Genomic DNA, 11,791 nt, shown 5'->3' with positions numbered 1-11,791 from the left:
GACATGACTGTTCTGACCACACCGACCGTTGCCGTCCGCTGGCTCGGGGTCGGCGCGGTGACGTTGGGGATCTTCGCGATCGTCACCACCGAGATCCTGCCGATCGGGCTGCTGACACCGATCGGCGCCGACTTCACGCTCACTCCGGGACGTACCGGCTGGCTGATGACGATGCCGGGACTGGTCGCTGCCGTCGCCGCGCCGGTCGTCACGCTCGCGACCGCTCGCCTGGACAGGCGGCTGATGCTGTGTCTCCTCATGGTGCTGCTGGCCGTGGCCGGGTTCCTCGCCGCGGCCGCGCCGGTGTTCTGGCTCGAGCTGGTCGCCAGGTTCCTCGTCGGGCTGACGATCGGCGGCTTCTGGTCGATCGGCGCCGGCCTCGCCGGGCGGCTCGTCCCGGAGCGGTGGTCGGCGCGGGCAACCGCTGTCATCTTCTCCGCAGTACCGCTCGGCTCGGTTCTCGGCGTACCGGTCGGCACCTTCGTCGGTGAGCTCACTGGGTGGCGTACGTCGTTCGCTGCGCTTGGTGTGCTCGCTCTGCTGGCGCTGGTGGCGTTGCGCACCACCGTCGCGCCACTGCCGCCGCTGCAGGTCACCCACGCCGCTGTACTGCGCAAGGCCCTGCGCAGTAGTCGGAACGCCCTCGTCGTCACCTGTTTGATCGTCACGGCTCACTTCGCGACCTACACCTACGTCACGCCGTTCCTGCGTGACGTCGTACGTCCTGAGCTCATTGGGTTGTTCCTGCTCGTGTACGGCGCCGCAGGTGTGGTCGGCAACGTCGTCGCCGGGTTGTGGGTCGCACGCGGCCTGCACGTCACGTTCAGCACCTGTGCCGCGCTGATCGCAGTTGCCACGCTGCTGATGCCTGTGCTGGGACGTAGTACGGCAGGGGCGCTGCTGCTGCTCGTGGTGTGGGGGCTCGGGTACGGCGGCGTACCGGTGTGCTCGATGACGATGTTCGCGTTGGCTGCGCCTGAGTCGCGGGAGGCGGCGACTGTGTGGTTCACCTCGTCGTTCCAGGCGGTGCTGTCGACCGGAGCGCTGCTCGGCGGGTTCGTGGTGGACGCGTGGTCGGTGTCGGTGGCGATGGTTGCCGGCGGTGGGTGCGCGGTGGCCGCGGTCGGGTTCCTGCTGTGGGGCAGAACACACCAGGTTTCGGGCACGTAGCATCACCGCTGTGGCGAGGACTGGAGTCGATCGGTGCCCTGGTGTGGTGGCTGTCCACCAGGCGGCTGACGGCGGGCTCGCCCGGGTACGGCTGCCCGGCGGGCGCCTGACCGCTGCCCAGCTCGACGTACTGCGGGTCGCTGCCGCAGAACTGGGTGACGGGCGGCTGGAGCTCACGTCGCGTGGCAACGTGCAGGTCCGCGGGTTGAGCCCGGACGGGCCGCGGGAGTTGTCGGAGCGGCTGTTCTCGGCTGGGTTGCTGCCGTCGTTGGCGCACGAGCGGGTGCGGAACATCCTGGCGTCGCCGCTGTCCGGTCTGGACGGGCAGTCGCGGTACGACGTACTGCCGGTGGCTCTGGCGCTTGACCGTGCGCTGTGTGCTCGGCCTGGATTGGCTGAGCTGCCTGGGCGGTTTCTGTTTGCGTTGGACGACGGTCGCGGCGATCTGGCTGATCAGCAGGCGGATGTGTCGGTGCGGGCCGTGGACGAGCGGACTGGCTTGCTGTGCGTTGGTGGCCGGGCCGTGCGGGTGGAGTGGGCCGACGTACCGGACCGGATGCTGGCTGCGGCTGAGGCGTTCCTGGAAGTACGGGACCAGGAGTGGCGGGTTGCCGAGCTCGCTCGGGGCGGGGACCAGATCCTCGATCGACTCGGCCTGCAGCCGACCGAGGCAGCACCCGCGGCCGCCACACGGGTTACGGCGGGCCGGTATGGCGATGCGCTGGTAGTCACGGTCCCACTGGGCAGCCTCACGCAAGAGCAGGCGGCCGCGCTGACACAGGTCGCTCCTGAGGTCCGCATCACGCCGTGGCGCTCCGTCGTCGTACCGGCTGCTGCTGATGGACTTGAAGCGGTTGGGCTGATCACAACACCGGACTCCGTCTGGGAAGGCGTCACAGCCTGCACCGGCCACCCCGGCTGCGCCAAGGCCCTGGCCGACGTCCGAACAGACGCCACGAACCTCCTGACCACCACCGCCAAGACACAGACCCGAGGCACGACCGAGGCGGGCGGAGCGACCGGGACCACCGAACCGGCCCGGGCCACCGGAGCCGCCGGGGTGGCGAGGGTGTTGGGGCGGGGGTTGCGGGTGCATTGGTCGGGGTGTGGGCGGCGGTGTGGGAAGCCGGGTGGGGTGTTTGTGGATGTGGTTGCGGTGAGTGATGGGTATCTGGTGGACGGGGAACGGGTGTGAGTTACGAGTACGAGCGGGACGGCGCGGAGATCTACCGGCGGTCGTTCGCGACGATCCGGGCCGAGGCGGCGCTCGGTGGGTTGCCGGCTGACGTGGCGCAGGTCGCCGTACGGATGATTCACGCGTGCGGGATGACCGACCTGGTCGCCGATCTCGCCTGGTCGCCGAACGTGGTGAAGAACGCCCGCGCCGCGCTGCAGGACGGCGCCCCGGTGCTGTGCGACGCGCAGATGGTCGCCGCCGGGATCACCCGGAAGCGCCTGCCGGCGGACAACGAGGTGATCTGCACGCTGCAGGATCCGCGGACGGTCGAGCTGGCGGAGCAGTTGGGGACAACTCGGAGCGCGGCCGCGGTCGAGCTCTGGCTGGACAGGCTGGCGGGTTCGGTTGTTGCTATTGGCAACGCTCCGACCACGTTGTTCAGGTTGCTGGAGGTGATCGCCGCGGGCGGTCCGCGGCCGGCGGCCGTGCTGGGCATTCCCGTCGGGTTCATCGGCGCCGCGGAGTCCAAGGAGGCGCTGGCGGCGAACGAGCTCGGCTTGGAGTACCTGGTGGTGAGAGGGCGGCGAGGTGGCAGTGCGATCACCGCCGCAGCCGTCAACGCAATCGCTAGTGAGGCGGAATGATGACCGACGGTACGCCGACCGCAGTTGACAGCTCGAGTGCGGTAGGGCGGCTCTGGGGCGTGGGGCTGGGGCCTGGGGATTCCGAGTTGGTGACGGTGAAGGCGGCGCGGCTGATCGGGGCCGCGGATGTCATCGCGTTCCACAGTGCGCGGCACGGGCGGAGTATCGCGCGTTCGGTGGCCGCGCCGTACCTGACGCCGGGGCAGGTCGAGGAGCACCTCGTCTACCCGCTCACCACCGAGACGACCGACCACCCCGGCGGGTACCAGGGCGCGATGGACGACTTCTACGCCGACTGCGCCGCCCGGCTCGCCGCGCACCTGGACGCGGGCCGCGACGTCGTAGTACTCGCCGAAGGGGACCCGCTGTTCTACGGCTCCTACATGCACATGCACAAGCGCCTCGCGGACCGGTACCCGTGCGAGGTCGTCCCCGGCGTGACCTCGGTCAGCGCCGCGGCCGCCGTACTCGGCCGGCCCCTGTGCGAGCGCGACGAGATCCTCACCGTCCTCCCCGGCACCCTCCCACCGGACGTGCTCGCCGACCGCCTCCGCACCACCGACGCGGCAGCCGTCATGAAGCTCGGCCGCACGTTCGCGGGTGTCCGCGAGGCCTTCGAGCTGGCCGGCCGCGCCGACGAGGCCTGGTACGTCGAACGCGCCACCACCGACGCCCAGCGCACAGCACCGCTCAACGAGGTCGACCCGGACGAGGTCCCGTACTTCTCCCTCGCCCTCCTCCCGAGCCCCATCAACAACACTTTCACTGCCCCGACCACCAAGACCGCCGCTGAGGGCTCCGTGACAGTCGTAGGCCTCGGACCGGCCGGACCGGAGTGGATGACCCCCGAGGTGCGGGCCGCCATCGCCGGTGCGGACGACGTGATCGGCTACACGACGTACGTCGACCGTCTCCCGGAGCGGGCGCGCCAGCGCAAGCACGGGTCGGACAACCGCGTCGAGTCGGAGCGGGCCGCGTTCGCCCTCGACCTGGCGCGCAAGGGCTCCACGGTCGTCGTGGTGTCGTCCGGTGACCCAGGTGTGTTCGCCATGGCCAGTGCGGTGACAGAAGTGGCAGCGGAGCCGGAGTACGCCGACATCGCCGTACGCGTGCTGCCTGGCATGACAGCCGCGCAGGCGGTCGCGAGCCGCGTCGGGGCACCGCTTGGGCACGACTACTGCGTGCTGTCGCTCTCCGACCGGCTCAAGCCGTGGGAGGTGATCGCCCAGCGCCTAGCCGCAGCTGCGCGGGCGGACCTGGCGATAGCGATCTACAACCCCGCCTCCAAGTCCCGCACCTGGCAGGTGGCGGCGACGCGGGATCTGCTGCTGGAGCACCGCTCCCCCGATACGCCGGTCGTGGTCGGGCGGGACGTCGGCGGCCCGGACGAGGTGATCACTGTGACAACGCTGGCGGAACTGGACCCGCAAACGGTTGACATGCGGTGTCTGCTCCTGATCGGCTCGTCACAGACCCGTACCGTGCCACGCCCAGCCGGGCCGCTGGTCTTCACTCCGCGCCGTTACCCGGCGACAGGCAGTGATGCCACCCCAGGAGTCGGTTAAATCCGCGCTTCGACCGTGTCAGCCCCGGTGCGGACGGGTAGGGACCGCCCGGAAGCCGACCTGTGAGGAGCCCGCGGAATGAGTCAGCAGTACCCCGGCGACACCGCCACGATCACCACGCCCGCCGGCGACGCCAGCACGGCCAAGTACGAGGAGGCGCGGGCGGCCGCGAGCCGGGCGATCAGCACGATCTCAATCCCCCAGGAGACGCCGCTGCGCACGCCCCCGGCCCCCGAGGCCGAGGCCGAGGTCGACCCGGAACTGCTGTCGTACCGCGGGTTCAAGTTCGGGGCGGCGTTCTTCGGCTACCTGATCGCGATCTCGATGTCGGTGCTGCTGCTGGCCGCCGTGGCCGCTGCCGCGTTCGGTACCGCCGAGATCCTCGACTACACGACCGGTGACGCGAAGACCCAGCCCGGCGCCGCGCTGCTGACGGCGGCCGGTGTCACGGTCTTCATGCTGGCGGTGGCGTTCTACACCGGCGGCTACGTTGCCGGGCGGCTGGCGCGCTTCGACGGCGGCAGGCAGGGCTTCGGAGTGTGGATGATCGCCCTGCTCGTCTCACTGGTCGCAGGTGGTGCCGGCTGGTTCGTGGACAACCAGTACGCCGTCGTGGACGACATCAACCGGCCGGACGTCTCACTGGCCGACAACACGCTCCTGCTCGGCAGCATCGGCGCGGCCGCCGCGCTGCTGCTCCTCACCCTGCTGGCCGCGATCGTCGGCGGCAAGTCCGGGCGGCGGTACCACGACCGCATCGACGAGTTGCTCTGAGTCACCCGCGGTAGACGTTGCGTCGGTTTCCCGCCGGGTACCTGGGGAACAACACGGGGCTTGTCCGACGAGGAGAAGCTGACATGACGCAGCAACAGCATCACGAGGAGACGCGCGTCGACCGGCTCGGACCGTCCGAGCTGTACGACGACGAACGAAGCGCCCCGCCCGCCCGTGATCGGGTGTCCCGCAGGCCCACCGGCGGCGCGACCTTCTACGGCTGGCTGGTCGCGATCGGCCTCATCGCGCTACTGACCGGTGTCGCGGGTGCCATCGCGGCAGCGGTCGACTATGCGGCCACATTCGACTGGTACGAGGCGATGAACAGCGCCAACACCGCCGGCACCATCGGGATCGTGTCGAGCGCGATCCTGCTGCTGATCCTGGCAGTCGCGTACTACCAGGGCGGCTACGTCGCCGGCCGCCTGGCGCGTTCGGCCGGCGCACTGCACGGGTTCGGCGTCTGGTTGGTCGGGGTCGTGGTGACCGCGATCGTCATGGGGCTCGCCGCGCTCGCCGGTTCGCAGTACGACGTACTGGACCGGATGAAGCTGCCGTCCGTGCCGATCGCGGACCAGACCCTCACAGCAGGCGGCCTGGTCGCCGTGGCCGCCGCGCTGGTGGTCACGCTGGTCGCCGCAGTCCTGGGCGGCCGCTCCGGCCGCCGCCACGACACAACGGTGTGACCAGCTAGCGGTACGCAGCCAGGGCCTTCGGGAAGAGCCGAAGGCCCTGGAGTGTTGCGTCTGGTGTGCTGGACGTGGCGGTGATCGGGGCGGGGCAGGCGGGGTTGTCGGCTGCTTATCACCTGGTGCGGCTCGGGTTCGCGCCGTACGACGAAGTGGTCGTGCTGGACCGGAACCCGGCGCCGGGTGGTGCGTGGCAGCATCGGTGGGACTCGTTGACGATGCACGACGTGCACGGGATCGCGAACCTGCCTGGCGTACCGGTGCCGTCGAGCGTAGGCGCGGAGCGGGCGAACGAGTTCGTGCCGGCGTACTTCGCGGACTACGAGAAGCGGTTCTCGCTGCCAGTGGCGCGGCCTGTGGCGGTGGAGAGCGTCCGGGCGATCGACGGCGGCTTCGCGCTGGAGACCTCGGCCGGACGGTACGACGCCGCGGCCTTGGTGAACGCCACCGGGACGTGGAACCGGCCGTTCATCCCGTGGTACCCGGGCATCGAGACGTTCGCAGGCCGGCAGTTGCACACCGCCGACTACCGCGGCGCCGTAGAGCTGGCCGGTCAGCACGTGCTGGTTGTCGGCGGTGGTGCGTCCGCGGTCCAGCTCCTGGCGGAGATCTCCGAAGTCGCGACCACGACGTGGGTCACGCGGCGGCCGCCCGAGTGGCGCACCGGCGAGGACTTCACCCCGGAGTACGGGCGACAGGTCGTCGCGCGCGTCGAGGAACGCGTGCGCGCCGGACTCCCACCCCGCAGCGTCGTGAGCGTCACCGGACTGCATCTGCGCCCGCAGGAGCAGGCCGCCTGGGACCGCGGCGTCTACACCCGGCTGCCGATGTTCTCACGCATCACACCCGACGGTGTCGAGTGGACCGACGGTCAGGCCCTGCAGGTCGACACCATCCTCTGGGCGACCGGCTTCCGCGCGGACCTCGCCCACCTCGTGCCGCTGCATCTGCGTGAACCGTCGGGCGGGGTGCGGATGGACGGCACCGCGACTGTCGCCGACCCGCGCATCCACCTGGTCGGCTACGGCCCGTCGGCCAGCACGATCGGCGCGAACCGCGCGGGCTTCACCGCGGCCCGCGACCTGCGCGACCTCCTCAAGCCGGCAGCGCTCAGCGCCTGAGGATCAGTCCTTCAGCTTGAACTGCAGCTCGGTGTCCCAGTCCTTCATGTCCGGCACCTCCCGCGGGTCCGACCGGTAGACCTCCAGCCGCGCGATCCAGCGGTCGCCGTACGCGTCCCACTCGAGCCCCTTCTCGTCGGCCCAGGCCAGCAGGTCGCGGGTCGCGTCCACCAGGCCGTCCGGGTGGCCGTGATGGGTGACGGTCGCGTACCGCCCGGCCGGGAGGACGCCGGTGACGATCTCGCCCTCCCCGGAGTGCAGGTCGTCGACCGGGAACCCGACCTCCATCACCAGTCCCGCCTCCATGTCGACCACGTCGTACTTGAAGAACGGCGCGTCGTTCGGCGCGATCTCGCGAGCCGCGAGCCAGTCGATCACTTCGCGCATCCGGTCGGCGAAGGCCGCGATCCCGTCCATCGCCACCTTGCCCCGCAGAGCGACGTACGGCCGCTCCCCGATCTCCACGATCTCTGGCATCAGCCCTCCCGGAACTCGATCTCGGCCACAACCTACCGGAGCGCCGGCAGGATGGAGTGCGGTTCCGACAGGCTCGCGGCGGTCCGCGCGCGGTGCCGGACGGGACGAAGGTCCCGGTCGGCAAGGTTCGATCGGCGGCGACCAGGTGGCGTTGGCCTCTGGAACCGCGGGCAGGCGCCAGTGCACGATCGAAACCTGCCGGGGTCTACTCAAAGCAGGGGGTCATCATGCTGAAACTCAAGGTCCTGGTCGCGGCGCTCGCGTTGATGGTCGTCGGAACGCCGGCCGCCGCGGAGCCGACGACACCGATCAGCTACGGCGCCGGTACGACGGCGACGCGCTTCACCGGTCTGGCGTTCGACACCTGTACGGCGCCGACGGTCGCCCAGATGACGGCGTGGAAGTCATCGCCGTACAAGGCGATCGGCATCTACATCGGCGGTGTGAACCGTACCTGCGCACAACCTCAGCTGACCCCGAGCTGGGTGAGCAGTGTGACGCGGATGGGCTTCCGGCTCATCCCGATCTACATGGGTTACCAGGCACCGTGCACCTTCCGAACCAACGCGGTGAAGATGACGGCGCCGTCAGCGACATACCAAGGCGCTCTCCTGGCGCGCGACGCCGTGAAGGTCGCCAGGGCGCTCAACCTGCTCGGCGGCAGCGCGATCTACGCCGACATGGAGCACTACAACGCCACGGACGCCACCTGCAAGCTGACAGTGCTGCGCTACCTCTCGGCGTGGACGAAACAACTGCACGCCCTCGGGTTCCTGTCCGGGGTGTACGCGCACCAGAACTCGGGCGCACCGCACCTCGCGTCCGTTTACAACTCGACCTCCTACGCCCGGCCGGACGCGCTGTGGATCGCGCGGTGGGACGGCAACAGCTCCCTCACCGGCTGGCCGACCGTACCCAACACGTTCTGGGCGGTCGGGCAGCGCGGCAAGCAGTACCTGGGCGACCACAACGAGACGCACGGCGGCGTGACGCTCAACATCGACAGCGACCGCTTCGACGCGCCGGTCGCCACGGTCTGGTACACGTACACGGCCCGTACGACGATCTACTCCTACAGCGGGCCGTCGACCGCGTACCCGATCCGCTCGACCATTCCGGCGAACTCCGGGCTCCGCATCGTCTGCCAGACGTTCGGACCGAAGATCGGCACCACTACGGTCTGGAACCGGCTGATCGACGGAACCTACGTCACGGACTACTACGTCCGGACACCGAACAAGACCGGCTACAGCGCGCCGATCCCCGGCTGCTCGTTCCCGTACCAGACGACTGTCAACAACCTCACCCGCCGGCAGGGCCCAGGTACGTCTTACGCGGCGTACCCGAGCCCGCTGCCGATCGGGTCGCTCGCCTGGATCACCTGTCAGCGAGCCGGCTCCAAGGTCGGCACCACCTCGGTGTGGGACCGGTTGAGTGACGGGAGCTGGGTCACCGACTACTACGTCGCCACACCGAGCAAGACGACGTACAGCCCGCCCAACCGGCGCTGCTGACGGCTACTTGGACCAGGGCGGCTGGACCGTTGTCCCGTCGGCCATGGAGCCGGTGAAGCCCGCGGTGATCGCGACGATCAGCTCCGCCTTGCCCTCACCGAGGTTGGTCAGCGCGATCGGCTCACCCGCCTGGACCACGGCGGAGTCGCCCGGGCCGAGCTTGTCGCCGTCCGGGGCGAGCTGCACCGTGCCGCTGAGCACGGTGAAGATCTCGTCCCGGTCGAGCGTGTGCGGCGCGTCGGCGGCATGCCCGGCGTCGACCGTGAGCCGCCACGCGCACAGCTCGGCCGACCCGAGGCTCGGCGCCGCGAACACGGCGAACTCCACTCCCGGCAGCTGGAACCGCGGCGCCTCCTCCGCGTGAATCACGTGCATGTCCGTCCCCCTTCACAATAGACAAGCTGACTTGACCAAGTCAGCTTGACTATCATGGATGCTATGACGCGATCGGGCAAGCCGGATATCGGCATCCTTCTGCTGCTGGCCGACCAGGAGTTCGTCCGCGCGCTCCGCGAGCACACGGCCGCCCAGGGGTACGACGACCAGGGCCGCTCGGACGGCTTCGTGCTCCGGACGCTGCACGACGGCCCGACCACGATCAGCCGGCTGGCCGAGCGGCTGGAGATCACCAAGCAGGGCGCGAGCCAGATCGTCGACGACATGGAGCGGCGCGGCTACGTCGAACGGCGCCCCGACCCGTCCGACGCCCGCGCCCGTCTGCTCCAGCTGACCGACCGCGGGCAGGCGGCACTGTCGGCCGCGCGCCGGTTCCACCACGCCTACGAGCGCCGGCTCCGCGCCCGGTTAGGCGACGAAGCGGTCGACATCTTCCGCGAGGTGCTCACCGAGATGGCTGGTGAGGCGCAGGTCAGTACGCCTCATTTTCGGGCGCTGATGTTCTAGGGGGCTGTACCGAAGAACGGGTTGAGGTCCGCAGCCGGTGCCGGCCTCCCGCCTGCGGAGGTCCTCCAGTCGCGCAGGAGCGGGACCACTACCCGTTCTTCGGTACGGCTCACGTGTTCAGGCGAAGTACTTCGGGAAGTAGTCGTGGGTGGGCCAGCTCGTGACGCCGCGGGACGCCGTCCACAGGGCCGCGTCGATGTCGCCGTACGACTTGCCGCTCGCGTCGTCGCGGCGGTTGAAGACGGCCGCCCAGCTCATGCCGTTGTAGGTGCGGACCAGCAAGGAGTACGTGCCCGGCATGCTCCCGGTGTGCCACGTGTTGCGGCCGGTGCCGCCGGTGACCGGGCGGATCTGCCAGCCGAGACCGTAGTACCAGCCGCTGGAGTTCACGCCGGTGGAGGGCTTGGCCCAGACGCGGCCGAGCGACGTACTGTTCAGCACGCTCGACGGCGCGTCGAACATCCTTGCCCAGCGCACCAGGTCCGGCGCGCTGGCGATCCAGCCGCCGTTCGCGTCCTGGGTCCGCATGCTGAACGAGCCGTACGGCGCGGCGAGGGTCTTCCCCGACATGTCGAGCACCGTCGGCCCGGTGTACTGCGACTCGTACGACGTCTCGCCGCTGTGCTTCGCGATCGTCCAGCCGAGCGCCATCCGCTGGATCTTCAACGGGGCCAGGAGCTTCTGCTTCACGTAATTCTCGTAGCTCAGCCCGCTGACCTTCTCGATCACGCGACCGGCGAGCAGGTAGCCGAAGTTCGAGTACGCGTACTTGCTGCCCGGGTCGAAGTCGAGCTTCTGCCCGGCCATGTACTTGATCACGTCCGCGTGCCGCAGCTCCATCGGGACGCCGAGCGTGCGGGAGATGGTCGCGTCCTTGAAGTTCGGGTCACCGGACACGTCCCGGTCCCAGCCGCCGAGGTGCTGGAGCAGCTTCCACAGGCTGATCGTGGACCAGCGCGGGTCGCGGGTGAGACCGGTGGCCGGGGTGATGTCGATCAGGTTCGCGACCGGGGTCGACAGGCTCAGCTTCCCGTCCTGCGCGAGCTTCGCGATCGCGGCGGCGGTGATCGACTTCGACACACTCGCGATCCGGAACAGCGAGGTCGGCTGCACGGTCAACGCGGTCGACGTACTGTAACCGCGAGCCAGCACCAGGCGCCCCTTGTAGGTCACCGCCAACTGCCCCGCCGTGATCCCGCGGGCCTGCATGAAAGCCTTCATCTGGTTGTCGAACCCGGCCAACGAGGACACCGCGGTCCCGGTCGTCCGCCAGGTAGCAGCCGCATCAGCCGGCCGCCCGATCCAGTAACCAGCCCCGGTCCCCACCGCAGCAGTAGCACCAGTCGCAACAGCCAACTTCCCAAGATTCCGGCGCGACAACTCCACGAACGTCTTCTCCTTCAAACCAGGGGGGCAACCCCGAAAGTCTTTCACCCCAGGAGGTCCACCCGACGAAACCCACCCGCCGCCCACCCAAACGGACACCGCTCCGCGTCGGCTGCCTTCTGGCCGCCTCCGGCGGCGTGCTGCCGCCGTGTTGTGCAGGTTGGTCGCGCACATGATCCCTGAACGACATTGCTAGGCGACGGCTGCCTTCCGGGGCGGGCTCCCGCCACGACAGTCGGCCGTGCCCCGGGATCCCCCTGCGCCCCACGAACCCGAACACGGCCCCACCCGAGCCGCCGAGTCGTGGACTTCGGCTGCGATTCACCGACCATTCCCCACGACTCGGGAAACCACTCCGGCGCCTATCGCCA

12 protein-coding genes are annotated in these 11,791 nt (G+C 69.6%); 9 read left to right on the top strand and 3 right to left on the bottom strand.

Going from position 1 to position 11,791, the window contains the following annotated elements; genetic code table 11:
- The first annotated feature begins 3 nt into the window (after positions 1 to 3).
- From ABN611_RS23055 to ABN611_RS23025, 7 genes are all read left to right on the top strand, one after another.
- On the top strand, positions 4 to 1,170 hold the full coding sequence (locus ABN611_RS23055) for an MFS transporter (RefSeq protein WP_350274292.1): 1,167 nt from the start codon (positions 4 to 6) through the stop codon (positions 1,168 to 1,170).
- 46 nt (positions 1,171 to 1,216) lie between these two features.
- The gene (locus ABN611_RS23050) at positions 1,217 to 2,365 is read left to right on the top strand and encodes a precorrin-3B synthase (RefSeq protein WP_350274291.1); all 1,149 of its coding nucleotides are present in this window, start codon (positions 1,217 to 1,219) and stop codon (positions 2,363 to 2,365) included.
- Positions 2,362 to 2,991 (top strand): precorrin-8X methylmutase, encoded by a 630-nt coding sequence (locus ABN611_RS23045; protein ID WP_350274290.1) that lies wholly within the window; start codon positions 2,362 to 2,364, stop codon positions 2,989 to 2,991. Before ABN611_RS23050 ends, ABN611_RS23045 begins: the two co-directional genes overlap by 4 nt.
- A complete protein-coding gene (locus ABN611_RS23040) occupies positions 2,991 to 4,556 on the top strand; it encodes a precorrin-2 C(20)-methyltransferase (RefSeq protein WP_350274289.1) in 1,566 nt (521 codons plus the stop codon). Before ABN611_RS23045 ends, ABN611_RS23040 begins: the two co-directional genes overlap by 1 nt.
- Positions 4,557 to 4,634: 78 nt before the next feature.
- The gene (locus ABN611_RS23035) at positions 4,635 to 5,330 is read left to right on the top strand and encodes a hypothetical protein (RefSeq protein ID WP_350274288.1); all 696 of its coding nucleotides are present in this window, start codon (positions 4,635 to 4,637) and stop codon (positions 5,328 to 5,330) included.
- An 83-nt stretch (positions 5,331 to 5,413) separates the two neighbouring features.
- On the top strand, positions 5,414 to 6,016 hold the full coding sequence (locus tag ABN611_RS23030; protein WP_350274287.1) for a hypothetical protein: 603 nt from the start codon (positions 5,414 to 5,416) through the stop codon (positions 6,014 to 6,016).
- 65 nt (positions 6,017 to 6,081) lie between these two features.
- Positions 6,082 to 7,140, top strand: a complete 1,059-nt coding sequence (locus ABN611_RS23025) for an FAD-dependent oxidoreductase (protein WP_350274286.1) — start codon at positions 6,082 to 6,084, stop codon at positions 7,138 to 7,140.
- Between the two features lie 3 nt (positions 7,141 to 7,143).
- Here ABN611_RS23025 and ABN611_RS23020 read toward each other — a convergent pair whose 3' ends face one another.
- A complete protein-coding gene (locus ABN611_RS23020; protein WP_350274285.1) occupies positions 7,144 to 7,617 on the bottom strand; it encodes a GyrI-like domain-containing protein in 474 nt (157 codons plus the stop codon).
- Positions 7,618 to 7,844: 227 nt separating this feature from the next.
- Between ABN611_RS23020 and ABN611_RS23015 the strand changes: the two genes are divergently transcribed.
- The gene (locus ABN611_RS23015) at positions 7,845 to 9,131 is read left to right on the top strand and encodes a glycoside hydrolase domain-containing protein (RefSeq protein ID WP_350274284.1); all 1,287 of its coding nucleotides are present in this window, start codon (positions 7,845 to 7,847) and stop codon (positions 9,129 to 9,131) included.
- A 3-nt stretch (positions 9,132 to 9,134) separates the two neighbouring features.
- Here the strand turns inward: ABN611_RS23015 and ABN611_RS23010 are convergent, their stop codons facing one another.
- The gene (locus tag ABN611_RS23010) at positions 9,135 to 9,506 is read right to left on the bottom strand and encodes a cupin domain-containing protein (RefSeq protein ID WP_350274283.1); all 372 of its coding nucleotides are present in this window, start codon (positions 9,504 to 9,506) and stop codon (positions 9,135 to 9,137) included.
- A gap of 63 nt (positions 9,507 to 9,569) precedes the next feature.
- Between ABN611_RS23010 and ABN611_RS23005 the strand changes: the two genes are divergently transcribed.
- Positions 9,570 to 10,034, top strand: coding sequence for a MarR family transcriptional regulator (locus ABN611_RS23005; RefSeq protein ID WP_350274282.1), 465 nt, complete (start codon positions 9,570 to 9,572; stop codon positions 10,032 to 10,034).
- 117 nt (positions 10,035 to 10,151) lie between these two features.
- Here the strand turns inward: ABN611_RS23005 and ABN611_RS23000 are convergent, their stop codons facing one another.
- Positions 10,152 to 11,390 (bottom strand): serine hydrolase domain-containing protein, encoded by a 1,239-nt coding sequence (locus tag ABN611_RS23000; RefSeq protein ID WP_350274281.1) that lies wholly within the window; start codon positions 11,388 to 11,390, stop codon positions 10,152 to 10,154.
- Positions 11,391 to 11,791: the final 401 nt, after the last annotated feature.

The organism is Kribbella sp. HUAS MG21, from assembly GCF_040254265.1.
Lineage (GTDB): Bacteria > Actinomycetota > Actinomycetes > Propionibacteriales > Kribbellaceae > Kribbella.
The sequence above is the reverse complement of the archived record's forward strand: the minus strand, read 5'-3'. Positions and strand labels throughout refer to the sequence as shown.